Genomic DNA, 26,157 nt, shown 5'->3' on the forward strand with positions numbered 1-26,157 from the left:
GTTTTTAAAATGCCTTTTTATTAAATATAACTAGTGATAAACCGATACTCATAATAGAAGTCAATAAAGTAATAAGTATTGTAGCTAGATAATCACTAGGATACGTTGTTGATAACAATAAACTCATTGAGTTTAAAAGTTGACTTGGTAAATATTCTTGGATTTGTGGAACCATGCTTAATATATAAACAATCATAAAAACTCCACCAACAAATCCAATAACGCCATAACTTGTACGAAACAAAGTTGAACCAAGTAAAATCAATGCAATCAGCCATATTCCAAATAGATAAACATAACTTGCACCTAAAACCATATGTGAGACGATTTGATTATCCCAAAAATATAAATTATAAAGATATGTTACTACAAAACATAACCAATAACAAATAGTCCATAATCCAATCATAATCATTGCCTTAGCAATAATCACTTTCCATCTTTCTAAACCTTTTGTAAGAATATTAATTAAAGTTCCTTTTTGATATTCATTTGTCAATATTCCACTCATAATAATTACAAAGATAATTAATAATAGTGGTACATTTTTATAAAACTGTGTCCAAGAGGTTATTGCATCTACCTTAATGGTTGTTATGCTCATACCTGATTCAGCTAACTGATCAGACATCATTTCCATCAGCCAAGGTGTTATCTTAGCGATAAATGGATTCATAATACCAAATAAACAAGATATGATAACTAATAAAACAAGCTTGCCACTACGAATTAATTCTAAACTTTCTTTTTTTACAAATGCATACAATGATTTCATTTTTCAATAACCTCCATAAAGACATTTTCCAATGTTGGTTCACACATTTCTATTTTTTGTATAGTCATTTGATGATTTACAATGAATAACATTGTTTGAGTCATTTCTTCTTTTGTCTTTTGAGGATAATACAATTTTGTAGAACTTAGTCTTTGACTTCCAGCTATTTGATTTGCTAAATAATCAGCATCTTGTAAGTTATAGCATTCTATCTCAAAACCATTACTTCTTTGAAGTTTCTTTAAGTCCTCTAATTTCCCCTCCATAGCAATTTTTCCATGATGCAATAAAGCAATTTCATCACAAATACGTTCAACATCAGAAAGAATATGTGTTGAGAAAATAACTGTTGTCTGATTCTTGATAGATAATAATATATCTAATATTTCTTTTCTTCCAACCGGATCAAGAGCTGATGTTGGTTCGTCACAGATCAATAGACGTGGACTATTTAAAAGTGCTTGAGCAATTCCCAATCGTTGCTTCATTCCTCTTGAAAAACCTTGAATACGAGTATGAGTCTCTTTTAAACCAACAAGTTCTAATAATTCACTAGCTTTCTTTTGGATATCTAATGATGACATACCTGATATTTCTCCACATAATTTTAGATATTCCATTGGTGTCATATATCCATAAAATTCAGGAACATCTGGTAAATAACCAATAAACTGATTAGTTTTATTTTGACCATAAGTGACTTTTTGCCCATTAACTTCAATTTCACCTTGATCAATTTTAAGTAAACCTAAAATCATCTTCATGGTTGTTGTTTTCCCTGCTCCATTTTGTCCAATAAAACCATATATTGTATGTTCCTTAACTGCGAAATTCAAGTCATCTAAAACCACATGAGAGCCAAATGACTTAGAAACATGTGAGACCCTTAACATATCCATTAATTATCTTCCTTCCCTAAAACAAAATATAAAACCGGTCCAATAAACTCCATTCCTACAAGTGTCACAATAATCCATAAAACACGATTACCTCTTTTGTAATGCTGATGGGTTAATATGTGATGTAATGTATAAGCAAGTAAGGCAAATTCAACAATAATAAGTGGAATTAAAAATGGTAAAATATCTTTTAGTGTCATAATGTTTCTCCTTTTCTTTTTAATTGTAATTTTAAACTTTGTAAACAATGATCTTCTTTTAATCTATTCAATTCTGCTACCTCTAAAGCTTGTAAAGCACTTTGTAAAATGAGTTTTTTGTTTCTTACTGGATGAACCCCTAAATCTGATTGTTCAAAATAAATATGAATTTGATCAAAGTATTCATCTCCATGAAGTAAAATATGATCTCCTTCCATCATTTCACAAACCAATTTCACAAAGTCAGTTAATCTTTCCAGTGCTTGTTGATCATTTTGATGTTGACAATAAACAATCGCACATTGGTAATAAAATTGAGCCGTTGTATTAGGATTAAGCTTTTCAATATGATAAGTCTTTATGACTTCATCTAGTCTTTTTATCGTTTCTTCACATCTTTGTAAATCTTGAACATGAATACTTAAATAATGGATTGAAAGATTAATAAATTCCATTAAATGCGTATAGATTTCAAATTGAGTAAATTGATGTGCTTGTTGAAATTGGCCTTTCATTTGATAAGCCTGTATCAATATCGATTCTCCTTGATGAAAGAAATGATATGGATTCAACATTTCTTCTAAAACTATAATTACATCATCAATTTCCCCATATTGTAATTGACACATAGCTTTCAACATAATGGCATCATTACAAATTCCATTATCCAAGCAATGCGATGTAATATGACTACAAATTTCAGCAATTCTTTCTAAAATCTCTATCTGTCTTGCTTGAGTTGATGCCATATGACAATGATTTAACCACAATACACATATCTGTAACAAGAATCCATAACAAGAATAATACTTCTTCACCAGAACTTCACTTTTTTCCATCACTTCTTCAAATGCCTCACTAGCAAATTGTGCAGCAAAATCAAAATAATATTTTTGAATTTGTTCTTTACTTAATTGAGGTTTATATCCCAATAGTTCATCAACCGAGATATCGAAGAACGAAGCAAGCTGTGGTAACAAAAGAATATCTGGTAAACTTTGATTAGTTTCCCATTTTGATACTGAAGCTTTTGTAACGCCCATAAAGCGAGCTAATTCTTCTTGTGTGATTTTCTTTTGATGGCGAAGTCTTGATATATTATCACCTAAATGTATCTGATCCATGATTTCCCCTCCTTTATAGTTTCATTATAAATTGAAACATATACAATAACAATGGATTGTAATGATACTTTAGGAAATTTAATCAACTATCACGATACTTTATAAAGATAAGATATTAGAGTTATAAACATCTATAAAGTTCATTCTTTTTGTATAAAACTACAAAAATATAAGTAAATGAAATGAGTTGACATTATAAATGCCAACTCATTTTTATAAATTATTAATTTTATTCTTCACCACTAAAACAATATGTACATAAATCACATGGTTTTAAACCAATAGATTCAATCATATCATCCAAACGATGATATCTTAAAGAAGTGAATTTTAATCTTCTACGGATTTCTTCTAACATCGCTTGATATTTAGGACTATCTGGATTTGCATATTCTTTCAATAATTCTTGACTTGGATTTTCAGTTCCTTCTAAATCACGAATAACCCTTCTTGTGATTAAATCCATTTCTGAACTTGAACGAGAGAAGTTAAGATATTTACATCCAAATAAGATTGGTGGACATGCTGGTCTAACATGAACTTCTTTTGCACCTGAATCATATAAAAATTCTGTTGTTTCTCTTAATTGTGTTCCTCTTACAATAGAATCATCAATTAATAATAAACTCTTATCTTTAATTAATTCTTGAACTGGAATTAATTTCATCTTAGCAATTAAGTTTCTTTGACCTTGACTTGAAGGCATAAATGAACGAGGCCAAGTTGGGGTATATTTTATAAATGGTCTAGCAAATGGAATACCTGATTGATTTGCATACCCGACTGCATGAGCAATTCCTGAATCAGGAACACCGGCAACGCTATCTGGAGTTACATCATCACGTTTTGCTAGTAACTCTCCACAACGATTACGCATAACTTCAACATTGACACCTTCATATGTAGAAGTTGGGTATCCATAATAAACCCATAAGAATGAACATATTTTCATCTTTTCAAAAAGTTTTTGTTCCTGTTTAATATAATCATGAGTTATAAAGACAATTTCACCAGGACCTAAATCTCTTTCATGATGATATCCTAAGTTTAAGAAAGCTGAACTTTCAAAAGTCACACAAGTTGCATCATCTTTTGTACCAATGATAACTGGTGTTCTTCCATATTTATCTCTTGCACAATAGATTCCATCTTTTGTCATAATAAGAATACTCATTGATCCCTTAACAACATCTTGAACATGTTTAATCCCTTCAACAATTGAACCCTTTTGATTCATTAAAGCTGCGACTAATTCAGTTGGATTAATAACTCCCCCACTCATTTCTAAGAAATGAGTATTTCCATATTCAAAACATTGATCTTTTAATTCCTCTAAATTGTTAATTCTTCCAACAGTTGTAATTGCAAAAGAACCTAAATGAGAATTGACTAATAAAGGTTGTGCCTCATTATCAGAAATACATCCAATTCCAATATTTCCTTCAAATTCTTCTACATCCTTATCAAACTTTGTTCTAAAAGGTGAATTTTCAATATTATGAATAGAACGATTAAATCCATTCTTTCCATATACTGCCATACCACCACGTCTTGTTCCTAAATGAGAATGATAATCAATTCCAAAGAACAAATCCATTACACAATCATTTTTTGATGCCACTCCAAAAAATCCACTCATACATAGTTCTCCTTTTTCTGTCATTTTTCACAACTATTTTAGTTTATTTCTTTTTGAAAGTCTAGAATTAATCAATGATTTTTTATAAGTTAACGCTTTCTTTTTAAATTTTTTTAATCTTAAACAAATAATTTATCTTTTTTTACATCTTATAAAACATCTAACTGACATGATATTGTATAATGAAAATAGGTAAGGGAGGAATGAGAATGGACTGTATTCAAATAAGACATGCTAATGAAGGTCAATTGAAAGATATTTCAATTGATATTCCTAAGAATCAACTGGTTGTTTTTACTGGTTTATCTGGTTCTGGAAAATCAACATTATTGATTGATGTTTTATATAATGAATGTCAAAGACAATATTTAGAAGCAATGGCTTTTCAAGGTATACATAAACCTCAAGTTGAAAGTATATCTTATGCATCACCAGCTATTGTTATAGCACAGACAGATCAAAACAAAAACCCACGTTCTACAGTAGGAACCATGAGTGATATTTATACAGATTTAAGAATGATATATGAGAAGCTTGGGGTAAGATATTGTCCACATTGTGGAAAACTTATTTGTAATGCTGATTGTAAAGAAGAAACCAAAAAGCTTCATCAAGACTTTTATGTTTATATGTATTGTCCTCATTGTGGTTATAAGATGGATAAGATAACTCGTAGTTATTTTTCTTTTAATACGAATGAAGGTGCTTGTCCTACATGCCAAGGATTAGGGCATATTCATACAATCAAGAAAGAGAATGTTATAGATGAAAGATTGTCATTAGAAGATGGTGCTATTCGTTATTTTGAAAAACAATATAATCAATATCAAATATCTATTCTCTATAAAGCTTATCAACATTATCATATCCCTATCCCACAAAATATCCCAATAAAACAAATGAGTGAAATTCAAAAGGCTATCTTGTTTGAAGGTGTTGATTGCAAGTCAGTCAAAGAAAAATATCCTGACATCCTTCCACCTAAAAATACGACACAAGGTAAGTTTGAAGGTATTTATCCTATTTTATGGCGACGTTTAGCTGATAAAAATGGTGACTTAAAGCAATTAGGTGATTATTTTGAAGTCATTGAATGTCCTGATTGTCATGGTGAAAGATTAAATGATTTAAGTCGACATATTACAGTTATGAATACTCGTTTACCTGAACTTAATGAATTTTCTTTAGAACATCTGTTGAATTGGATAAGTGATTTAAAAACAAATATAACGACTCAGCAATTATCTTTTGTAAATGACTATATTATAGATATAGAAACAAAAGTGAGTCGTTATATCAAAGTAGGTTTAGGTTACTTAACTCTTAATCGTAAAATCACAACATTATCTGGAGGCGAATTACAAAGATTACGTTTAGCAGCAACACTTGATTCTAAGTTATCAGGAATTATTTATATTCTTGATGAACCAACAGCAGGTTTACATCCTAAAGATACTTATGGATTAATTAAGATATTAAAGAATCTTGTTGAACTAGGAAATAGTGTTCTGGTTATTGAGCATGATGTAGATGTTATGAAAGAAGCAGACTATATTATTGATATGGGGCCAGGTTCAGGAAAATATGGTGGTGAAATTGTTGCTGATGGGACAATGGAAGAACTTTTACAAAACAAACAATCCTATACCGCACAATATTTATTAAAAGAAGAAACAATTCCAACTCACTTTAGAGAAAGTCATCAAGCAATTGCAATTGAAAATGCTTGTATGTTCAATCTTAAAAATATTTCAGTACATATTCCTACCAATTGTCTTGTCAGTATCACTGGTCCTTCTGGTTCAGGTAAATCCACACTTATCTTTGAAGTTCTAGCAAAAAGAAAAGCAAATATATCTGGTTTAGAACAATTTGATAAGATTGTTGAAATTAATCAACTTCCACTTACTAAAATGAAAAGATCCAATGTTGCAACATATAGTGAAGTCTATAGTGAAATGAGAAATGTTTTTGCAAAAACAAAACTAGCTAAAAGTGAAAAATTATCGGCAAAGTATTTTTCTTTTAATACAGCAGGTGGACGTTGTGAGAATTGTGAAGGACTTGGTTATGTTGAAAATAATATGTTATTTTTTGCTAATACGAAAGTCGTATGTCCTGTATGTCATGGACATCAATTTCAAGAAAAGATTTTAAAGATATTATATAATGGTTATTCGATTAAAGATGTTTTAGATTTATCCATTGATGAAGCTTTTGATGTTTTTAAAAACGAACCTAAAATCTTAAAGAGATTACAATTATTACAAGATGTAGGACTTGGTTATTTACAGTTAGGGCAATCATTAACAACTCTTTCTGGAGGAGAATGTCAAAGATTAAAATTAGCTAAAGAATTAATTATGCATCAAGATTCTCAACGTTTTCTTTATTTAATGGATGAACCAACAATTGGATTGCATCCTAAAGATATTGAACATTTCTTAAAATTACTTGATCATTTTATTGAACAAGGACATAGTGTGATTGTTGTTGAGCATAATCAGCAAGTGATCAGACATAGTGATTGGGTTATTGATTTAGGTCCTGAAGGTGGTGACAATGGTGGACAGATTATCTTTGAAGGAACACCATTTGATTTACAAAATTCTGACAGTATAACTGCAAAATATCTAACAAAATAAAAAGAATGGGTTTATCATAAATTGTTATGTCTATGATATCTCCATTCTTTTTATTAACGTAAATATTGATCTATTCCATTTGCAATTCCTTGAGCACATTTTTGTTGAAATGATGAAGAAGCTAAAGATTGATCTTCACGACTGTGAGATAAGAATCCCATTTCAATATAAATTGCAGGAACTTGACTCCAATTCAAACCAGTTAAGTCATTACAATAAGAAACTCCACGATTTCTAATTCCTGTTGCCTGACAATAAGATTGAATTACTTTTTGGGCCAAAGATGAGCTTGCTCCATAAAGTTGTGGACAATAAGGGTTATTCTTTGCAATAGCTATCGTATGGGCACCAGTCACACGACTATCATCTGAACTATCACAATGAAGATGAATAACTGCAGCAGCATTATTCTGATTACCAACTTGCGCTCTTTGTTGATTTGACATATTTACATTTTGACTTGTTCTTGTCATAACAACTGTATATCCTCTTGCCTGTAATTCACTTTTTAATTTTAAACCGATTTCTAGATTGATTTGTGATTCTGTTTTATGAGAGGATATCCCTGTCGCTCCTGTCGTCACTTTTGCTTTGGTTTTTGATGACCCTGGCCCAATTGCTTCTTTTGCATTATTTCCTCTTGCCTGATGTCCTGGATTAATGACTATAACTTTATTATTAGGTTTTGAAACATATGGTGTTGTTGAAGATGTGGTTGGTTGACTTTTATCTTCTTTTAATACTGTTATGGTTAATGTTTTTTCTGTTTTATTTTGATTTTTATCTACTGCAATAATATTAATTTTATAATCTTTTGGTTTTTTTGTATCTATATCATTATGATATGTATAATAATTAGAATCCCCTTCTTTAACCTCACTTTCTTTTTTATATCTCAAATCTCCATCAACTGGATCTTTTATACTCTTAATATATTTTGTTATATCAAACTTTCCACCATATTTGATTTGATCTTTTGTTTTTGTCAAAATAATTTCTGGTGCCTTTGTATCTTTAACCATACATTCATAAGTAAATTCTTTTGTATATCCCTCTTTTTTAATTATGAATTTCAATGTCTGTTTTCCTATCTTCATCTCATCAACCGTTTCTTGATATTGAATTTCACCATTAGTACTTTTTATAAAGCTCTCTGCACTAACTGCTTGTCCATATTCCACTTGATTCATATCATTAAATTCTAAAGATATAGAATCTATGATTTTTTGTTGATGTTGATAATCGAAATAAAAATATCCTCCAATACATAAACAGACAACAACAATCCCAGATACAATTTCTATAACTTTCTTCTTCATTTAAATCCCCCTTACTTATAACCATCATACACTAAATTTATGTATTCAAAAAGGAGAATCGTTATTCTCCCATATCTTTTACTACACGTTTTAAATCAGCACGAATTGGTAATTGTTGTGGACACATTCTTTCACAAGCTCCACATTCTTTACAATTGATTGCTTTTGCTTTCGCTTCCATTTTTTGATATTTCCCTTTAAATAATTTTTCATCATCATATACAAAACGATTATTCCAATATTTAAAGTTACTTGGAATATCAACCCCAAATGGACATGGCATACAATATCCACAACCAGTACATCCATTTTTCATACGTGAATGAAGTGTATCTGAAACTTTTTTAACAATTGCTAATTCTTCTTCATTTAAATTCTGATATTCTTTAAAAGTCTCTAAATTATCTTTCACTTGAGCTAATGTTGACATACCACTTAAAATAACTTTTACTCCTGGTAATGTTCCTACATAACGTAAAGCCCATGATGCAAGTGAAACTTCTGGATTATAATCTTTAAACATTTGTGTGACATCTTCAGGTAAAGTAGCTAGTGATCCTCCTTTAATTGGTTCCATAACAACCAAAGGGACACCTAATTCATTAGCTAAGTCTACACCTTTTTGACCAGCTTGGATTCCCATATCCATATAATTTAATTGTAATTGGCAAAAATCCCAGTGATGATATTTAATAATTTCTTCAAATACATTAAATTCATCATGAAAACTAAATCCTAAATATTTAATTTTTCCTTCATTTCTTAATTCTTCACACATTTCAATAATATGATAATCTAAAACTTTTTTCCATTTATCTGCATCTAAAGCATGTAATAAATAAAAATCAACATAATCAACATCTAATCTTTTTAATTGTGATTCAAACAATTCTCTTGCTTCTTGTTGACTATTTACATTCCAAATAGGTAATTTTGTTGCAAGAGTAAATGATTCTCTATCATACTTTTTTAAAACTCTACCTACAAATGGTTCACTATCTCCATTATGATAAGGATATGCTGTATCAATATAAGTCACTCCATTAGCAATTGCTAAATCAATCATTTCTTCAGCTTCTACCTCATTAATATTTCCATTTTCATCTAATGGAAATCTCATACATCCAAATCCTAACAAAGATGATTCAATATTCAACTTATCAAACTTTCTCTTTTCCATATTTTACCCTCCATATTCTACTATCTATTATAATGAATTTTTTGTGAAAAGAAATAAACTTTGAAAAAATCTAACTGTCTCATTTGTAAAGTTGTGACAAAAATGTTATATTATGTAAAAAAGGAGGAGCAATATTATGAGAAAAAACAAAAAAGGCTTTACTCTTATTGAGATTATTGTTGTTATTCTGGCTGTACTTATGGCAGTTGCTGTTCCTTCGGTTTTAAAATATTTGAATACTGCACAAGAGGCTCCAGCACTGACAGAATGCCATGCGATTGTGACTGCCGCTCAAAAAAGAGTTATTGAAAAATATTCACAAAATCATGATGATGAGATCACTTTAGATGAAGCTGATAATCAATGGATTGAAGATTTTGTTGATAAAGGTGGAAGTATTTTAGAAACAGATGTTAAGAATAAAGAAGTGACAAAGATATTATATAAGGCTTCTAATGGTTTATTAGTTCTTTATGAAAATAATGAGTATAAGATTATTGATGATGAAGAAATTTCTTATTTTAAATCCGCACAAACTATGATGCAACTTGCTAATAAGCTTGAAAAGGAAAATGATATCAAAGCTGATGTAAATGGAAATAACAACAATGGTGAATCTAGTAAAAAACCTGGATGGTCATATAAATTACAAAAAGCTTTTAAAGAACAAAATAATGGTCAATATCCAAAGCTTAATGAAGAAGAACAAAAAACACTAAAAGATGGTAACTATAATGGAGACCCTAACGCTTTAGTTTGGAAACCAATGTATGCAAAAGACGGTACTGTTATTCTTCTTGCTGATACGAAAGGAAGTGCCGGAAGTAATGCATTAGCTGTTATGCTATATTATAACAATCAATACTATGTCAATCAGTTTGCAAACTTTGGATATAGAACAACCTATGTTCAAGAAGCAACTTTAGAATTTGATGAAAATGGAGTCCCTATTAATCCTGATGATAAAAATTTTTGGGTGAAATTGGATAAATAAATATTCAGAAAATTTATAACAATAGAAAAGAGAAGAAAGAAAAATATTCTATCTTCTCTTTTTATTTTGTATAGTAATACATTGGATTATTTGAAACATCTTTAGTAATCCTAGATCACATTTTATTATTGATGAATAAGTTTCCTTTGATTTTACATTAACGAAGAAATCATCAATAGTTCCTGCTTCTACTGTAATTGTTGTGATTTGTTCACCGACTTTAATACTAGAAACATCTGGTTTTGCATATTGCTCAAAATATGCTCGTCTTGTTATTTCAAAATAATCTGCAGATGTTGTATTGGTTTTAAACATATTGTTTTTTGATTTGAATTATTTATATTTCTGATCATTATGTGCTATATCTTGTATTTCATTAATAAAATTTTGAACAGTTTCTATATTTTTTAATAATTCTTGATCTTGACTTAAATGTATTTTGAGTTTTTTCCATATCATTGGTAATATAATACATATTACCTCTAAAAATATAATATCAATTCTTATAATATTTATATTTCCTGCATAATAATGCAATGAATAAATAGCAAATTCACCTATAATGAATAAAAGTGTTTCGATTCTTTATGTATAGTAAATAAAGAATCTTCTCCTTCTAATATTTCATCAATTGTTACCCCTAGAACTCTTGATAATTCTTTTAATAATCAAATGCCTGGTACCCAAGTACCTGTCTCCCATTTCGATATAGCTTTATTTGTAACTGCTAAACTATCAACTAAATTATGTTGAGTCATTCCTACTTGTTTTCTCTTTAATGCAATATACTTTTCTATTTTTTTATTATCCATAATATCCCTACTATAGACAATAAAATTATATATCTCATAGAAAGATTAACAACATATCGCCTACCGATTGACTCTACTATCAAGAGAATTATATCATATTTTAGAAATATCTTGACATAAAGTAAACTCTAAGTGATAAAATAGAACTAGATGAGAGGTAAAGGAGGAAAAATAATGGAAAAATCTAAAGTTTATTATTGTGATATGCACGCTACTGGTAGAATGAATTTACTTGAGAAATTAAAATTTTTAATGAGGAAAGCTGGATTTGAAGATATTGATTTTAATGATAAATTTACTGCGGTTAAGATTCATTTTGGTGAACCTGGAAATTTAGCTTATTTAAGACCAAATTATGCTAAAGTTGTTTGTGATTATATTAAAGAATTAGGTGGAAAAGCATTTTTAACTGATTGTAATACTTTATATGTAGGTGGAAGAAAAAATGCTTTGGATCACTTAGACAGTGCTTATACTAATGGATATAATCCTTTTCAAACTGGTGTTCATACAATTATTGCAGATGGTTTAAAAGGAACTGATGAGGAACTTGTTCCTATTAATGGTGAATATGTCAAAGAAGCAAAAATTGGTCAAGCTATTATGGATGCTGATATAGTTATTTCATTAAGCCATTTTAAGGGTCATGAATTAACAGGATTTGGTGGGGCACTTAAAAATCTTGGTATGGGTTGTGGTTCTCGTGCTGGTAAAATGGAAATGCATAGTGCTGGTAAACCAACAGTTAATCAAGATTTATGTATAGGTTGTGGTCAATGTATTAAAATCTGTGCTCATGATGGACCTAGTATTACTGATCATAAAGCAACAATTGATCATAACAAATGTGTTGGTTGTGGTCGTTGTATTGGGGTTTGTCCTAAAGACGCTATTCAAGCAAGCATGGATGAAGCAAATGATATTTTAAATTGTAAAATTGCTGAATATGCAAAAGCTGTTGTTGATGGTAGACCTTGTTTCCATATCTCACTTGTTATTGATGTATCACCATTCTGTGATTGTCATAGTGAAAATGATATTGCTATTGTGCCTGATGTTGGAATGTTCGCATCATTTGACCCAGTAGCATTAGATCAAGCATGTGCTGATGCAGTTAATAAACAACCTACTATAGCAAATAGTTTATTAGATAAACATGGTCATGATCATCATGATCACTTTACAGATGTATCTCCTGAAACAAACTGGAAATCATGTCTAGAACATGCTGAAAAGATTGGTTTAGGAACACGTGAGTATGAATTAATTGAAATTGAATAATATGATAAAAACAGTAATTTTAATATGAATTACTGTTTATATATATATCTAACGATAGTAAAGACAGCTACTCTATGATAAAATATATATGAAAGAAGGGATCAATATGGCTATTCGTTTTAAAGGAAAATTGAAAAATGATAATTTATTAGAATTAGCTGATATATCACATTACCATAAAATAAAGAGAAATTTTTTAGATTATTTCTTTACTTTTTGCATTCTACTTTTTCCTTTATACTGTGGACTACGTTTACTAATAGGGCCATATAAAGGTCCTGTTTCAAATATATTATTTGGTGATATTATTGGACTTATTATCGTTGTTTTACTTATGATTATTCACGAATATCTTCATGCTATGCAATTTTCAAAAAATCAAAATGTAACAATTTGGTATAAAGGATTTATGATGATGACTTATTGTACAGAAGAAAAAAATCCAAAATCATATATAAAATTACTTTTATTACCAAATATCATTATTGCCCTTCCTATCGCAATATTAACTATATATTTATATTATACTTGTACACAACTCTTATTTATAAAAGTATTTGGCCTATGTAGTTGTATTATCATATTAGGAACAATTAATGATTTATCATATGCTATTTATTTAATTAGAAATTTTAAAAAAATTAAATCCGTTCGTTTAAATCAACAAAATATCTATTACCAATAAAAAAGCCCAATCCGGGCTTTTTTACATGACAAAATAATTTTATATTATTCTATTTCAAAATAATTTATTTCATTGTTTGTATCTTGAACTCTAAAAATCATTTCACCATGCTTTTTTTGATGGTCAATAAATTGAACAGTTACTGTACTTGTAGTATCTTCTTTGACTATTATCTTAGATATTTCAATTGGTAAGGTATAATGAGAAAGCTTTTCTTGTATATTTGTTATATCTTTTATTTTCAAATCATTTAATGCTTCCTTTGTAAAAGTTTGACTAAAACGTTCATCAATATCTTTATCTGCTTCTTCATACATTTTTAATACTTCTTCTGGTGTTTTACCTTCCATAGCAATAAGATTATCTTGTGAATACATGATAACATCTTTAATAACTGTTTCATAATTCATTGATTCTTTCTTTGATTGACATCCGTATACCCCTACCATCAATAATAAAGATACAATCACGATACTTAATTTTTTCTTTTTCATTATAAGTTCACCTCTCTTTATATTATAATTATATCATAGAATTATTTTTATTCCATAAATTATTTATTAAAATCAGTATCATTTATTATTCTTAGTTGTAGGTAGTTATTATTATCAATTTTATAGTATTTTGTATGTTCTATTTCATTAGGTGTACTAACAAGTGATAATTCATATTTGTTTTTAGGTTCAGTTATTTTTTCAATACTCTTTATAAAATCGTTATATCTAGCATTATTTTCTATAATCATTCCATATGCTTCTCTATATAATTTTACATGAAGTTTTGAATATGAATAGGTAAAATGATGAACATAACTATCTTTATATTTATTATAGTATAGCTTTAAATCATAAGATTCGATACTTCCAGATGAATGACATTGTATAAATGAAGATTTATCTATATATTTTTTTTCATCTGATGGAATGATATTTTGTATTTGTTTATTGACTATATCTAACCATTCTTTTTTTGAATAAACTTCATCTAATTGTAAATCTATTGTATATTCACATTGTTTAAAGGTATCTTTATGAGTATTATGATAATCTGTAAGTTTAGCAGAAAAAATTATTCCTCCAACAATTAAAATTACCATCCCTATTATTCTAAAATATTTTAAATTACATATTTTTGCTTCAACTTTATAACCTTGAAAAGCTAGTACTAAACTAGTTAAGAACCATATCAATAATATAAAACCTATCCCTAGTAGAATAAATAATATATCCAATAACTCATAAAATTCATGATACACTAATTGAGTACTATATCTATATAAATAATATAAACCTGTTCCATAAAGAATAATAGTAATAGGATTTATAAAATTATATGCAAACATTCTTATTTTCTTCATTATCTTTTCCTCTTTTTAAATATATTATATATATAATATAGAAAAAGGAAATAGATTTTCATAAATTCTACTTCCTCTTGATATCTTTTTACAAAATAATTTTAACTCTTTTTAATTCTTCTTTTTTATAAATCAATATTATTTCCTAAAGTTGCTACCATGACGGCTTTAATCGTATGCATTCTATTTTCAGCTTCATCAAAAACCACAGAATGTTCTGATCTAAACACTTCATCTTCAACTTCACGAATATCAATACCTTGCTCATTTTTAGCTTTTGCAACTTCTGTTTCAAAATCATGGAATGATGGTAAACAATGCATAAATAATGTAGAATCCTGACCAGTTTTCTTCATCATTTCCATTGTGACTTTATAAGGTGATAACATCTCTACTCTTGGTTTGTATAAAGATTCATCTTCTCCCATACTTACCCAGATATCAGTATAAATCACATCAGCACCTTTCACTGCTTCATCAACATTATCTAAAACTTCTATTTTACCACCAGACTTCATAGCTTCTTGTTGACAATAAGCAAGAACCTCTGGATCGATTTGTAATGATTTTGGTCCTAAACAAACAAAATGCATTCCCATTTTTGCTGCTTCATACATCAATCCATAACAAACATTATTTCTAATATCACCTGTAAAGACAAACTTTACTTCATTTAATGGTTTATTTAAATGTTCTTCAATTGTTAAAAAGTCAGCTAATGTTTGAGTTGGATGGTCAACATCTGTTAAACCATTATAAACAGGAACTCCTGAATATTTCATTAAATCTTCAACTGTTTCTTGTTTAAAACCTCTAAATTCAATCGCATCATACATTCTACCTAAAACTTTTGCAGTATCTTCAATGGATTCTTTTTTCCCCATTTGAGAATTGCTTAAGAAAGTAACATGTCCACCTTCATCAAGGGCAGCCACTTCAAAAGCACAACGTGTACGTGTTGATGTTTTTTCAAAGAGTAAAACTATATTTTTACCTTCTAATGTTTTCCCAATTCTTCCTGCTTTTTTTGCTTTTTTTAATTGATGTGCTAAATCTAATAAATATCTAATTTCTTCTTTTGAATAATCTTTTAATGTTAAAAAACTTCTTCCTTTTAAATTAACCATAACATGCCTCCTATCTTTTAAACATTGTTCCAATACCTTCTTTAGAAAGCATTTCAATTAATATTGAATGTGGGATTCTTCCATCAATAATGACTGCTTTTTTAACATTTTGACGAATAGCTCTCACACAACATTCAACTTTAGGAATCATTCCACCACTAATAATTCCTTTATCTTCTAATCCTTTAACTTCATAAACATGAACAAGTGGAATCAATGTTGATTCATCATCTTTATCAAATAATAACCCTGGAATATCACTGACTAAAATCATATTTTCAGCACTTAACGCTCCAGCAATCTCTGCAGCTGCTGTATCAGCATTAATATTATAAGTATGACCTTCCTCATCAGTTCCAACACTTGCTATAACTGGAATATAGCCTTTTTCTAACATATCTAAAATAATATTGGGATTGATTTTATCAATATCCCCAACATATCCTAAATCATCTTCACATTCATGTTTTTTAGCAACAATCAATTGGTTATCAATCCCACTAATCCCAACTGCATTGCCACCACTCTGCATAATCAATTTCACTAAGTCTTTATTTGTTTTACCAGCTAAAACCATTTGAACAACATCAATAGTTTCATCATCAGTGTATCTTAATCCATGAATAAACTTTGATTCTTTATTCATTTTCTTAAGAGTTCCACTAATTTCTGGACCTCCTCCATGCACAAGAATCACTTTCACACCAATTTCTGATAATAAAACAACATCATTAATGACATTCATTTTCAGTTCTTCATTAATCATAGCATTTCCACCATATTTAATCACAACAATCTTATTGTTATATTTTTGAATATAGGGTAAAGCCTGTGACAAGATTTCTGCTTTAACAATTGAATTTTTATCCATTATGATCTTCCCCTTTATGTTCTATAATCCCCATTAATCTTTACATAATCATAAGTTAAATCACAACCCCAAGCTGTAGCTTGATAGTTTCCATCATGTAAATCAATCAAGATTTCAATTTCATCTTCACTTAATATCTTTAATGCTTGATCTTCATCAAATGGATATCCCCTACCATTTTGACAAACAAGAATACTTCCTGCAGAACTTGCCAGTGTGACTTCGATCTTATCAACATCATATGATGCTTCACAATATCCAATTGCACATAAAATACGTCCCCAGTTGGCATCCTTACCAAACATGGCTGCTTTAAACAATGAACTTGTAATGACTGACTTTGCAACAACCTTAGCATCTTTTTGACTACAAGCGTTATTCACATGACAAGTCAAAAGCTTTGTTGCACCTTCTCCATCCTTAGCAATCCCTTTTGATAATAATTCACAAATATACATTAAAGCATCTTTAAATATATGATAACTTTCATCTTTTTGGACTATTTCTTTATTATTTGCTAATCCATTAGCCATGACACTTAACATATCATTTGTTGATGTATCACCATCTACACTGACCATATTAAATGTATCATCAACAACTTCATGAATAACTTCATTTAACATTTCCTTGGAAATATTCACATCTGATGTCACGAATGCTAACATCGTTGCCATATTAGGATGAATCATTCCACTTCCCTTAGCAATCGCACCAATGTGGCAAGTGACACCATCAATTTCAAATTCTACAGCATATTCTTTCTTGACTGTATCTGTTGTCATGATACCTTCACAAGCATCACTACTTCCTTGGCTATGAAGTGCTTGTACAAGTTCATTCATATGATTTTCAAATGGTACTAAATCTAAAGGTTGTCCAATAACACCTGTTGAAGCGACAATAATATCATTTTCATTAATTCCTAATTCTTTGGCACATAGTCCACAAACAGCATTTGCAATGTCTTCACCATTTGGATTGCATGTATTGGCATTACCACTATTACAAATAATAGCTTTGGCTTCACCATTTAATAAATGTTGTTTTGTAACTGCAATAGGTGCTCCTTTGACTTTATTCAAAGTATAAGTACTTGCTGCATGACACATCACATCACTAACAATTAAAGCTAAATCTTTTTTTGATTTATTTTTTCTAATACCACAGTGAATCCCTGCTGCCTTAAATCCCAAAGGTGCACAAACTCCACCTTGTATATCTTTCATATTCTTTTCCCCCTAGAAAGATGGTGGTACCATCTTTAATCCTTTTGTTTCTTCTAATCCATACATAATATTCATATTTTGAATGGCTTGACCTGCTGCCCCTTTAACCATATTATCAATCGTTGAAACAATGATCAAACGATGATAACGTTCATCTAAATGTAAAGAAATATCACAGAAGTTAGAATATTTAACAAATTTTAAATCTGCAATCTTCCCTTTTGGTAAAACTCTTACAAAATATTCTTGAGAATAATAGTTTTGATATATTTGATAAACATCATCCAAAGAGACTTCTGGTTTTAAGTCAACATATATTGTTGAAACAATTCCTCGATTGACTGGTAATAAATGAGGCGTAAATGTGACTTGAATATCATCATTTGCCATTTTTGATAATTCTTGTTCAATTTCTGGTGTATGACGATGAGTTCCTAATTTATAAGGATGGAAAGATTCATTACATTTTGGAAAATGTGTATCTTCACTGAGTGACTTTCCAGCTCCTGTTGTTCCTGATTTTGAATCAATAATGATATGTTTATTCAAGTTTAATTTTTCTTTTAATAATGGATATAATCCTAAAGTAATAGATGTTGGATAACATCCAGGATTCCCAATAAGAGTCGCTGTTTTGATTTTTTCACGATTCACTTCACTTAAACCATAGACTTGTTTATCATGTAATGCTTTTTCATGATAATCCAATTTATACCATTCTTGATAATCTTGTTCACTATCTAATCGAAAATCAGCCCCTAAATCAATGAATTTTTTATTATTTTCATCACAATACTTTGCATATTTTTCACTTAAACCATGAGGCAATGAAGCAAAAATAAGTTCAGCTTTTTGTAAAACATCTTCATCACTTTCACAAATCATATCACATACTTGGTAAAAAGATGGATACAAATCTGATATCGGTTGTCCTTGATAACTTCTTGCTTCAATAGAAACAACTTTAACTTCATCATGATTTAATAATAATCGTAAAAGTTCTGCTCCAGCATAACCACTAACCCCAATAATTCCTACTTTTATCATGATAAAGCACCTACTTTCTTTTGCATTTTTTGAATTTGTTTTTTAACTGCCTCTGGTGATGGACCACCATCAACCACTCTATTATTCACACATGTTTCTAAAGCAATTGCTTCATAGATATCTTTATCAAATGCCTTATCATGTGCTTGATAAACTTCTAATGGTAATGTTTCTAAGACAAGATCATGATCAATACAATAAGCAACTAATTCCCCTGTTGTTTTATAAGCATCCCTAAATGCTTTTCCATGTTTCACTAAATAATCTGCACAATCTGTTGCATTGATAAATCCTTTTGCGGCAAATTCTCTCATTTTTTGTGTGTTCACTTTCATTGTCTTTAACATATCTGTAAAGACTGGTAAGCATAATTTGACTTGATCAATCGCATCAAATAATGCTTCTTTATCTTCTTGCATATCTTTATTATAAGCAAGTGGTAAACCTTTCATCATTGTGAGTAATGATGAAACATGATTGATGACTCTTGCACTTTTTCCCCTGACAAGTTCTGCAATATCAGGATTTTTCTTTTGTGGCATAATACTTGAACCTGTTGCATAGGCATCATCTAATTCAATGTATTTAAATTCCCATGAACACCACAAAATCATTTCTTCACTAAATCTTGATAAATGCATCATAATAAGCGCTAAAGCATTTGCAAATTCAATCGCATAATCTCTATCACTCACACCATCTAATGAATTTTCACAAATACCACTCATTCCTAATTGTTGAGCAACAAATTCTCTATCGATTGGATAAGTTGTTGTCGCAAGTGCCCCTGACCCCAAAGGTGACACATTCATTCTTTCATAACAATCATCAATTCTTGTGATATCACGATAAAACATTTGAGCATATGCCATTAAATGATGAGCAAAGGTTATGGGTTGGGCACGTTGTAAATGAGTATAGCCACACATAATCGTTTCGGTATGTTGTAAAGATTGTTCAATAATGACATTGATCAAATCAATAAGCATTTGTTTAATGTCTTTCATTTCATCACGTGTATACAATCTTAAATCCAAAGCGACTTGATCATTACGAGATCTTGCTGTGTGTAGTTTCTTTCCACTGACAGGATATTTCTTTGTTAATTCACTTTCAATAAACATATGAATATCTTCTGCATTTGGATCAAATAATAACTTACCAGTTTCTAAATCATTTAATATTTCATCTAGCCCTGTTAAGATGTCTTTTAAACTCTTTTCATCAATAATCCCCTGTTTACATAACATTGATGCATGAGCAATGCTACCCATAATATCATGTTTATACATTCTTGCATCAAATGAAATTGATGAATTAAATGCATTGACATTTTCATTGATTTCTTTTTTAAATCTACCAGCCCATAACGCCATAATCTCATCCCCTTATTTCTTTCTTTGTTGATCTAATAATGCTTTCACTTTAATTGGTAATCCAAATAAGTTAATAAATCCTTGTGAATCCATTTGATTATAATCTTCATCTTCACCAAATGAAGCTGTTTGTTCACTATATAATGTATCAGGTGAAGTCATCCCTGCTCCAATAATATTTCCTTTATATAATTTTAATTTCACATCACCATTAACACTCTTTTGTGTTTCATCAACAAAGGCAAGTAATGCTTTTGTTAGTGGTGTATACCATTGACCATTATATAAAATATCAGCCAACTTTAATGCCACTTGTTGTTTAAAATGTTGTGTTTCTTTATCAAGTGTAATTTCTTCTAAATCAGCATGTGCTTTATAAAGAATTGTTCCACCTGGTGTTTCATAAACCCCTCTTGATTTCATTCCAACAAGTCTGTTTTCTACCATATCAGCAATGCCAATACCATTAGCTCCACCAATTTTATTTAAAGCTTCAATCATTTCAATTCCAGTTAATTTTTCTCCATTTAAAGCAACAGGAATTCCCTTTTCAAAAGTAATTGTAATATATGTTGGTGTATCTGGAGCTTTTTCAGGTGTTACTCCTAATTCAAGAATCTTATCATATAATGGTTCATTAGCTGGATTTTCAAGATCTAATCCTTCATGTGATAAATGCCATAAGTTTTTATCTTTAGAATAGTTTGTTTCTCTGTTAATTTTTAAAGGAATATTTCTTGCCTCAGCATATTCAATTTCATCTTCTCTACTCTTTAATTCCCATACTCTCCAAGGAGCAATGATATCTAATTCAGGTGCAAAAGCCTTAATTGTTAATTCAAATCTCACTTGGTCATTTCCCTTACCAGTACATCCATGACAAATAGCATCTGCGCCTTCAGCTTTAGCAATTTCAACTAATTTCTTAGCAATAATTGGTCTTGCAAGTGAAGTTCCAAGTAAATATTTATTTTCATAAATAGCATTAGCTTTAATTGCTGGGAAGATAAAATCATTAACAAATTCTTCCTTACAATCTGCACAATAATATTTAGAAGCTCCTGTAGCTAAAGCTTTTTCTTCTAATCCTTCAAGTTCATCACCTTGACCAACATCTCCAGCCACAGCAATAACTTCACAACCATAATTTTCTTTTAACCATGCAATAATAATTGATGTATCTAATCCCCCAGAATAAGCTAATACGACTTTTTTATATTGTTTCTTTTCCATAATCTTTTTCTCCTCTTTTTTTAATTTATTTGTGTTTGTTATATTTATGAATCATATCTCCCTAATCGCCGCATTTTCATCACCCTCCTATAAAACAAAAACGCCTCTGGAAAAACTCCAGAGACGTATATATACGCGGTACCACTCTCGTTGTTAGAAATCTTCTAACCACTCTTTCCTTTAACGCAGGTCACGTTCCATTATACTTTTAGTTCCAATGGACTCTCACAGACGCGCTTCATTGACTTCTACTTAGTAACCTTCCACTCTGTGTTACCTCGCTATAAGCGTTCAATCAATTACTCTTTCTGCTCAACGATTTATTTTTGAACTTGCGTCTATAATACAGTGTCACAACTTATTTGTCAATACTTTTTTTATTTCATTTTTTGAAAAAACCAAAATTAATATTTTTTATTTGTCTTTAACCAAATAAATATATTTATTTTTTTAACATCAATTCATACTTTCATTAAGTTTAACATAGTCCTTTATTTTATTCATACAATCTTGGAAATCATGATTTTCAACTCCTTCAATACTGTATTGAAAGTCATTATATCTAACTATAAAAGAACATTTTTGTTCATTATCATAGGTATATCCATAGATAGTAACACCATTCATGTTTTCTATCTGATAATCCTGTTCTCCCATATTTTCTAAACCATAATCAACTTTATATTGGATTTTTGATGAGGTAGTTGTGATCATATATTTCTGTTTATATTCATTATCAAATGTCAAAATGATTTCTTCATCTTTTAATAACTTTTTTTGATTATTTTTGTAAAATATATCAAAATCATAGAGATTGTAATATTTTAGTTTTGAATTTTTTTCGAAATCTGTAATAGTTGTATATTCATCAAGTGTATTCACATCAGGACTACAACTTTGTAATAAGAATGTACAAAAAACATAGACCACAAGAAAAACAATAATAATTCTTAAAGAAAATATAACTATTTTTTTCATATCTACACCTCCTAAAAAGATTTAATCTTATATTTTTATCATATAAAATAAATACTAACTTATCAATCAATATAAAATATTTATAAAAAAAGATAGTGATTTCTAACTATCTTGATTGTTATTTTATTTATATTTATAGATATTTTCTATAAAATAACTAGTTTATAATTATAATTGATTGGATAAAATTCATAATTAAAATAAGCCTCATCATTAGTTGATTCCATTTGAATTTTACATGTTTTATTTGGTAAATTGATATTATAAATAGATTTAACCAAATCACTCATTTGTGGAAGATATTCACTTCCTTCCATATAATCAATTTTCATAAATCTATTTTTAACATTTTCACCTTTTTTATATCGACTCCCTAAAACATAAGCATTATCATCCTTTTCAAAATATATTTCAATTTCAAATGCATCCAATACTCCTGATTCATTACATACAAAATAAGTATATGGGCAAACATATGCTTGTGCATTATCAGGTATAATCTCTTGAATTTCTTCTTCTATTTTATTGATTATCTCAGTTTGAAAATGACCATCATTAAGTACATAATCACTAGGTTTATTATCATAGAAATGTTGATCGTTATAGTGTTGATATGATTGAAAGCCTAAAATGCAAGAACTCCCAATAACTATGATAACCCCAATAATAGATGCATATTTTATATGGCATAATTTTGATTGAACACTATAATTTTGAAATGCAAGAATTAGGCTTGTTAATAACCAGACAAATAATATCAATCCTAAAACAATGATATCAATAATATAATTATAAGATTGATATCTTTTGTATTGACAAATTTGATATATTAATATTACCCACATTCCAGTGATAAGTGGATTAAAAAAGTTTTCTATAAATATTTTAGTTTTTCTCATTTTTATTCTTCTTTCATTATTTGTTGATAAACCTTAATATGTTGTATTTATCTTATCATAATTTTATAGTATCATCAATTTGCTTATGAACTTTACAAATAAAGAAAATGATTTCTATTATAGAAAAAAATAATCCTTTTATAAATTATTGACTATACTAATAATAAAAGATAGGAGGAATTTTTATGGACTATATATTACAAGCTGTCACATATATTTTTAAACATTCTTCTGGATTAGATACTGTTGAATATTTAAGTCGTGTTCATCATCAAGAAGAACAATCTACTCATAAATAATATATATATTTTTAAAAATCAGCTCATGATAAGCTGATTTTTCATTTAAACAAGATTTTTTCTTATAAATACTTTCTTCGCTTTATAAAACATTGCGCTGATTCCTATAAAGACAACAAAGATTTCAAGTCGACCTAATAACATTCCACACATTTCAATAATCAAAACAATCGCTGATGTTTGTGGTCCAGTTAAGCCAATAGATAATCCAACGGTCCCTAATGCAGAGGCAAATTCAAACATCGCACTCTGTAAATCACATTGAGCAAAGTAACTCATTAAGATTGTTCCCACAACATAAATTAACAAATAAATCAAAATATAACTCATCGTATCCTGCATAAGAGTTGCATTAATTTCTGTTCGACCTTGTGCACGATAATGATAAATCTTATTAACACTACGTTTTGATGAAATCTTTTCTCTAAATGTTTTCTTTAAAGTTTGATATGCAATATAAACACGGGTTAATTTCATACCACCAGCTGTTGAACCATAGCCTCCACCAATAATCATTAAAATAATAAGTATAAAGACTGCTGTGGTTGGCCATGATTGATAAGACATGGTTGCATAACCTGTTGTTGATAAAGCAGAAACAACATTAAAGACAGCTACTCTTAGTCCATCACTAATAGATAAATAGAGTGAATAACTTAACATTATTGCGATAAGTATTGTAGAAATAATGACAAGCACAGTAAACAATCTTAATTCACTAATCTTTTCAACTTCACGCCATTTTCTTTTCACCATCAATAATAATACAGCAAAATTAGTTGTTCCAATGACCATTAATAATATTGTAACCCATTCAATTGCAATACTATGATAAGCTCCAATACTATCAACCTGAGTAGAAAATCCCCCTGTTGAAAGTGAACACATCGCATGAAAAATACTATCAAACCAATTCATTCCAAAAATATAATACAAGATACTTCCTAAAACTAATGATACAAAATAAATACCAAAAATCATACGTACAGTATTAATTAATCTTGGTTCTAAACGATCTGGATGCCCTTCAGCATTATATAAATTTGCTGCTTGATTTTCCTGAACAAAGAATAAAATCATCATAATAAATCCAAGTCCACCACAAAACTGCATAAAACAACGATGAAACTGAAACAAATGATTGACCTTAGTTACATCAACAACTGATAATCCAGTTGTTGTCCAACCACTTACAGCTTCAAATAGTGCCTGTACAAATGTCAATTGTCCACTTATAACAAATGGCATAGCTCCAAGAATAATTCCTATTAACCAGGCATATAAAACTGTTAAACTTCCTTCATGAATAGAGCTTCGCCAATTCTGTGGAGATTTTCTTTTTGGTCTTATATAACAAATACATAGTCCTAAGATGATTGCCCACACTGCGGGAATAACAAAAGCATACATTTGAGATATATCTTCTGGATAAAAGATAACTGTTATAAGTGGTATAAGTAATAATATTCCTATTAAAATTAAGAATTGACCAAAATAGTTATTACTTTTGAATATCCTATTCATCTCCCTGTCAACTCCTTTGTTACAGTTTGTTGAACATATTGATCACAAATAACAATCAATGTATCACCAGCTAATATTCTGGTATCTCCTCTAGGTACAATTCCTTGATCATTTCTTAAAATATAACCAATAATGGCTTCTGATGGTAAATCTATTTCCCATAACTTTTTATTAACTGAAGGCATATGATGACCAATCTTTAATTCTAAAATATTGACCCTTCCATCCTCTACTGAAATAATATTTGTCATCTCATCAATAAAAGCTTGTTGTTCAATAATTCCAGTAATAGCATTAATTGCACAAACAACTGAATCAATTCCCATTTGATAAAAGAAGCGTGTTTTTTGTGGATCTCTTACCAAAGCAACCGTCTTTTTCACATGAAATTTCTTTTTACACAATTCACAAATAACTAAATTATCATCATCTTTATTTGTCAACGCTATAGCTATATCCATATTTTCTCCATCAGCTTCTTCTAATACAAAAGGTTTAGTTCCATCACCAAAAATCACCTCTAAATCCTCAATACTTGCTAAAGTCATACAATCATTATAATTATCATTAATAACTGTAACAGCATATCCTTTATTTAATAACGATTGAGCAAGTGACATTGCCTTATGAAGTCCACCAACTAACAAAACATTCTTTTTCATCA

25 protein-coding genes and 1 other annotated feature are annotated in these 26,157 nt (G+C 29.3%); of the genes, 4 read left to right on the forward strand and 21 right to left on the reverse strand.

Features of this window, described 5'->3' with window-relative positions; all coding sequences use genetic code 11:
* Nucleotides 1-4 precede the first annotated feature (4 nt).
* From EDD60_RS06200 to EDD60_RS06220, 5 genes are all read right to left on the reverse strand, one after another.
* Entirely contained in the window at nucleotides 5-775 is a 771-nt protein-coding gene (locus tag EDD60_RS06200) for an ABC transporter permease subunit (RefSeq protein WP_066446814.1), read from the reverse strand.
* Complete coding sequence (locus EDD60_RS06205; RefSeq protein WP_066446816.1) at nucleotides 772-1,674, reverse strand: ABC transporter ATP-binding protein; 903 nt, start codon at nucleotides 1,672-1,674, stop codon at nucleotides 772-774. The genes EDD60_RS06200 and EDD60_RS06205 overlap by 4 nt, the downstream gene beginning before the upstream one ends.
* Nucleotides 1,674-1,874: a PLDc N-terminal domain-containing protein gene (locus tag EDD60_RS06210; RefSeq protein ID WP_066446818.1), complete on the reverse strand. Its 201-nt coding sequence runs from the start codon at nucleotides 1,872-1,874 to the stop codon at nucleotides 1,674-1,676. Before EDD60_RS06210 ends, EDD60_RS06205 begins: the two co-directional genes overlap by 1 nt.
* The gene (locus tag EDD60_RS06215) at nucleotides 1,871-2,998 is read right to left on the reverse strand and encodes a helix-turn-helix domain-containing protein (RefSeq protein WP_066446820.1); all 1,128 of its coding nucleotides are present in this window, start codon (nucleotides 2,996-2,998) and stop codon (nucleotides 1,871-1,873) included. The genes EDD60_RS06210 and EDD60_RS06215 overlap by 4 nt, the downstream gene beginning before the upstream one ends.
* Nucleotides 2,999-3,227: 229 nt before the next feature.
* On the reverse strand, nucleotides 3,228-4,637 hold the full coding sequence (locus EDD60_RS06220; protein WP_066446822.1) for an amidophosphoribosyltransferase: 1,410 nt from the start codon (nucleotides 4,635-4,637) through the stop codon (nucleotides 3,228-3,230).
* 209 nt (nucleotides 4,638-4,846) lie between these two features.
* Between EDD60_RS06220 and EDD60_RS06225 the strand changes: the two genes are divergently transcribed.
* A complete protein-coding gene (locus tag EDD60_RS06225; RefSeq protein WP_066446823.1) occupies nucleotides 4,847-7,282 on the forward strand; it encodes an ATP-binding cassette domain-containing protein in 2,436 nt (811 codons plus the stop codon).
* A 53-nt stretch (nucleotides 7,283-7,335) separates the two neighbouring features.
* Here EDD60_RS06225 and EDD60_RS06230 read toward each other — a convergent pair whose 3' ends face one another.
* The gene (locus tag EDD60_RS06230) at nucleotides 7,336-8,601 is read right to left on the reverse strand and encodes an N-acetylmuramoyl-L-alanine amidase family protein (protein ID WP_132226326.1); all 1,266 of its coding nucleotides are present in this window, start codon (nucleotides 8,599-8,601) and stop codon (nucleotides 7,336-7,338) included.
* Between the two features lie 61 nt (nucleotides 8,602-8,662).
* Nucleotides 8,663-9,781 carry an aldo/keto reductase gene (locus tag EDD60_RS06235; protein WP_066446831.1) on the reverse strand — a complete coding sequence of 373 codons (1,119 nt, stop codon included), beginning with the start codon at nucleotides 9,779-9,781 and terminating at the stop codon, nucleotides 8,663-8,665.
* Between the two features lie 136 nt (nucleotides 9,782-9,917).
* Between EDD60_RS06235 and EDD60_RS06240 the strand changes: the two genes are divergently transcribed.
* Nucleotides 9,918-10,775, forward strand: a complete 858-nt coding sequence (locus tag EDD60_RS06240) for a pilin (RefSeq protein ID WP_132226327.1) — start codon at nucleotides 9,918-9,920, stop codon at nucleotides 10,773-10,775.
* A gap of 48 nt (nucleotides 10,776-10,823) precedes the next feature.
* On the opposite strand, the gene EDD60_RS06245 is transcribed toward EDD60_RS06240, so the two are convergent.
* Nucleotides 10,824-11,090 (reverse strand): hypothetical protein, encoded by a 267-nt coding sequence (locus EDD60_RS06245; RefSeq protein WP_066446839.1) that lies wholly within the window; start codon nucleotides 11,088-11,090, stop codon nucleotides 10,824-10,826.
* Between the two features lie 353 nt (nucleotides 11,091-11,443).
* Nucleotides 11,444-11,587, reverse strand: a complete 144-nt coding sequence (locus tag EDD60_RS16075) for a hypothetical protein (protein WP_165973133.1) — start codon at nucleotides 11,585-11,587, stop codon at nucleotides 11,444-11,446.
* Nucleotides 11,588-11,761: 174 nt separating this feature from the next.
* On the opposite strand from EDD60_RS16075, the gene EDD60_RS06250 reads away from it, so the two are divergent.
* Complete coding sequence (locus EDD60_RS06250) at nucleotides 11,762-12,868, forward strand: DUF362 domain-containing protein (protein WP_066446844.1); 1,107 nt, start codon at nucleotides 11,762-11,764, stop codon at nucleotides 12,866-12,868.
* 106 nt (nucleotides 12,869-12,974) lie between these two features.
* Entirely contained in the window at nucleotides 12,975-13,553 is a 579-nt protein-coding gene (locus tag EDD60_RS06255; protein ID WP_066446847.1) for a metalloprotease family protein, read from the forward strand.
* 44 nt (nucleotides 13,554-13,597) lie between these two features.
* Here the strand turns inward: EDD60_RS06255 and EDD60_RS06260 are convergent, their stop codons facing one another.
* The 12 genes from EDD60_RS06260 to EDD60_RS06315 all read right to left on the reverse strand — a co-directional run bounded on the left by EDD60_RS06260 (nucleotide 13,598) and on the right by EDD60_RS06315 (nucleotide 26,155).
* Nucleotides 13,598-14,047: a hypothetical protein gene (locus tag EDD60_RS06260; RefSeq protein WP_066446854.1), complete on the reverse strand. Its 450-nt coding sequence runs from the start codon at nucleotides 14,045-14,047 to the stop codon at nucleotides 13,598-13,600.
* Between the two features lie 59 nt (nucleotides 14,048-14,106).
* Nucleotides 14,107-14,910 (reverse strand): hypothetical protein, encoded by an 804-nt coding sequence (locus EDD60_RS06265; protein WP_132226328.1) that lies wholly within the window; start codon nucleotides 14,908-14,910, stop codon nucleotides 14,107-14,109.
* A 125-nt stretch (nucleotides 14,911-15,035) separates the two neighbouring features.
* Nucleotides 15,036-16,037, reverse strand: a complete 1,002-nt coding sequence (argF, locus tag EDD60_RS06270) for an ornithine carbamoyltransferase (protein ID WP_132226329.1) — start codon at nucleotides 16,035-16,037, stop codon at nucleotides 15,036-15,038.
* A gap of 10 nt (nucleotides 16,038-16,047) precedes the next feature.
* Nucleotides 16,048-16,908, reverse strand: coding sequence for an acetylglutamate kinase (argB, locus tag EDD60_RS06275; RefSeq protein ID WP_066446858.1), 861 nt, complete (start codon nucleotides 16,906-16,908; stop codon nucleotides 16,048-16,050).
* A 14-nt stretch (nucleotides 16,909-16,922) separates the two neighbouring features.
* Nucleotides 16,923-18,137, reverse strand: a complete 1,215-nt coding sequence (argJ, locus tag EDD60_RS06280) for a bifunctional glutamate N-acetyltransferase/amino-acid acetyltransferase ArgJ (protein ID WP_066446859.1) — start codon at nucleotides 18,135-18,137, stop codon at nucleotides 16,923-16,925.
* 12 nt (nucleotides 18,138-18,149) lie between these two features.
* A complete protein-coding gene (argC, locus tag EDD60_RS06285) occupies nucleotides 18,150-19,184 on the reverse strand; it encodes an N-acetyl-gamma-glutamyl-phosphate reductase (RefSeq protein ID WP_132226330.1) in 1,035 nt (344 codons plus the stop codon).
* Entirely contained in the window at nucleotides 19,181-20,560 is a 1,380-nt protein-coding gene (gene argH, locus EDD60_RS06290; protein WP_207905298.1) for an argininosuccinate lyase, read from the reverse strand. Before argH ends, argC begins: the two co-directional genes overlap by 4 nt.
* A 12-nt stretch (nucleotides 20,561-20,572) precedes the next feature.
* On the reverse strand, nucleotides 20,573-21,793 hold the full coding sequence (locus tag EDD60_RS06295) for an argininosuccinate synthase (RefSeq protein ID WP_066446873.1): 1,221 nt from the start codon (nucleotides 21,791-21,793) through the stop codon (nucleotides 20,573-20,575).
* Between the two features lie 116 nt (nucleotides 21,794-21,909).
* Nucleotides 21,910-22,118: a binding site (T-box leader), on the reverse strand.
* Between the two features lie 131 nt (nucleotides 22,119-22,249).
* A complete protein-coding gene (locus EDD60_RS06300; protein WP_066446876.1) occupies nucleotides 22,250-22,771 on the reverse strand; it encodes a hypothetical protein in 522 nt (173 codons plus the stop codon).
* A gap of 146 nt (nucleotides 22,772-22,917) precedes the next feature.
* Entirely contained in the window at nucleotides 22,918-23,670 is a 753-nt protein-coding gene (locus EDD60_RS06305) for a hypothetical protein (RefSeq protein ID WP_066446879.1), read from the reverse strand.
* A gap of 344 nt (nucleotides 23,671-24,014) precedes the next feature.
* Entirely contained in the window at nucleotides 24,015-25,493 is a 1,479-nt protein-coding gene (locus tag EDD60_RS06310) for a TrkH family potassium uptake protein (protein ID WP_066446886.1), read from the reverse strand.
* Entirely contained in the window at nucleotides 25,490-26,155 is a 666-nt protein-coding gene (locus EDD60_RS06315; protein WP_066446973.1) for a potassium channel family protein, read from the reverse strand. Before EDD60_RS06315 ends, EDD60_RS06310 begins: the two co-directional genes overlap by 4 nt.
* Between the last annotated feature and the right edge of the window lie 2 nt (nucleotides 26,156-26,157).

It is taken from the genome of Longibaculum muris (genome assembly GCF_004343035.1).
GTDB lineage: Bacteria > Bacillota_I > Bacilli_A > Erysipelotrichales > Coprobacillaceae > Longibaculum > Longibaculum muris.

Bases quoted from the DNA above. Each gene is read 5' to 3' on its own strand.
- EDD60_RS06240 (WP_132226327.1), top strand. From the start codon at position 9,918: ATGAGAAAAAACAAAAAAGGCTTTACTCTTATTGAGATTATTGTTGTT.
- EDD60_RS06235 (WP_066446831.1), bottom strand. From the start codon at position 9,781: ATGGAAAAGAGAAAGTTTGATAAGTTGAATATTGAATCATCTTTGTTA.
- EDD60_RS06295 (WP_066446873.1), bottom strand. From the start codon at position 21,793: ATGGAAAAGAAACAATATAAAAAAGTCGTATTAGCTTATTCTGGGGGA.
- argH (WP_207905298.1), bottom strand. From the start codon at position 20,560: ATGGCGTTATGGGCTGGTAGATTTAAAAAAGAAATCAATGAAAATGTC.
- EDD60_RS06230 (WP_132226326.1), bottom strand. From the start codon at position 8,601: ATGAAGAAGAAAGTTATAGAAATTGTATCTGGGATTGTTGTTGTCTGT.
- EDD60_RS06260 (WP_066446854.1), bottom strand. From the start codon at position 14,047: ATGAAAAAGAAAAAATTAAGTATCGTGATTGTATCTTTATTATTGATG.
- EDD60_RS06315 (WP_066446973.1), bottom strand. From the start codon at position 26,155: ATGAAAAAGAATGTTTTGTTAGTTGGTGGACTTCATAAGGCAATGTCA.
- EDD60_RS06310 (WP_066446886.1), bottom strand. From the start codon at position 25,493: ATGAATAGGATATTCAAAAGTAATAACTATTTTGGTCAATTCTTAATT.
- EDD60_RS06255 (WP_066446847.1), top strand. From the start codon at position 12,975: ATGGCTATTCGTTTTAAAGGAAAATTGAAAAATGATAATTTATTAGAA.
- EDD60_RS06265 (WP_132226328.1), bottom strand. From the start codon at position 14,910: ATGAAGAAAATAAGAATGTTTGCATATAATTTTATAAATCCTATTACT.
- EDD60_RS06225 (WP_066446823.1), top strand. From the start codon at position 4,847: ATGGACTGTATTCAAATAAGACATGCTAATGAAGGTCAATTGAAAGAT.
- EDD60_RS06200 (WP_066446814.1), bottom strand. From the start codon at position 775: ATGAAATCATTGTATGCATTTGTAAAAAAAGAAAGTTTAGAATTAATT.
- argC (WP_132226330.1), bottom strand. From the start codon at position 19,184: ATGATAAAAGTAGGAATTATTGGGGTTAGTGGTTATGCTGGAGCAGAA.
- EDD60_RS06245 (WP_066446839.1), bottom strand. From the start codon at position 11,090: ATGTTTAAAACCAATACAACATCTGCAGATTATTTTGAAATAACAAGA.
- EDD60_RS16075 (WP_165973133.1), bottom strand. From the start codon at position 11,587: ATGGATAATAAAAAAATAGAAAAGTATATTGCATTAAAGAGAAAACAA.
- EDD60_RS06300 (WP_066446876.1), bottom strand. From the start codon at position 22,771: ATGAAAAAAATAGTTATATTTTCTTTAAGAATTATTATTGTTTTTCTT.
- EDD60_RS06205 (WP_066446816.1), bottom strand. From the start codon at position 1,674: ATGGATATGTTAAGGGTCTCACATGTTTCTAAGTCATTTGGCTCTCAT.
- argJ (WP_066446859.1), bottom strand. From the start codon at position 18,137: ATGAAAGATATACAAGGTGGAGTTTGTGCACCTTTGGGATTTAAGGCA.
- EDD60_RS06220 (WP_066446822.1), bottom strand. From the start codon at position 4,637: ATGAGTGGATTTTTTGGAGTGGCATCAAAAAATGATTGTGTAATGGAT.
- EDD60_RS06210 (WP_066446818.1), bottom strand. From the start codon at position 1,874: ATGACACTAAAAGATATTTTACCATTTTTAATTCCACTTATTATTGTT.
- EDD60_RS06305 (WP_066446879.1), bottom strand. From the start codon at position 23,670: ATGAGAAAAACTAAAATATTTATAGAAAACTTTTTTAATCCACTTATC.
- argF (WP_132226329.1), bottom strand. From the start codon at position 16,037: ATGGTTAATTTAAAAGGAAGAAGTTTTTTAACATTAAAAGATTATTCA.
- EDD60_RS06215 (WP_066446820.1), bottom strand. From the start codon at position 2,998: ATGGATCAGATACATTTAGGTGATAATATATCAAGACTTCGCCATCAA.
- argB (WP_066446858.1), bottom strand. From the start codon at position 16,908: ATGGATAAAAATTCAATTGTTAAAGCAGAAATCTTGTCACAGGCTTTA.
- EDD60_RS06250 (WP_066446844.1), top strand. From the start codon at position 11,762: ATGGAAAAATCTAAAGTTTATTATTGTGATATGCACGCTACTGGTAGA.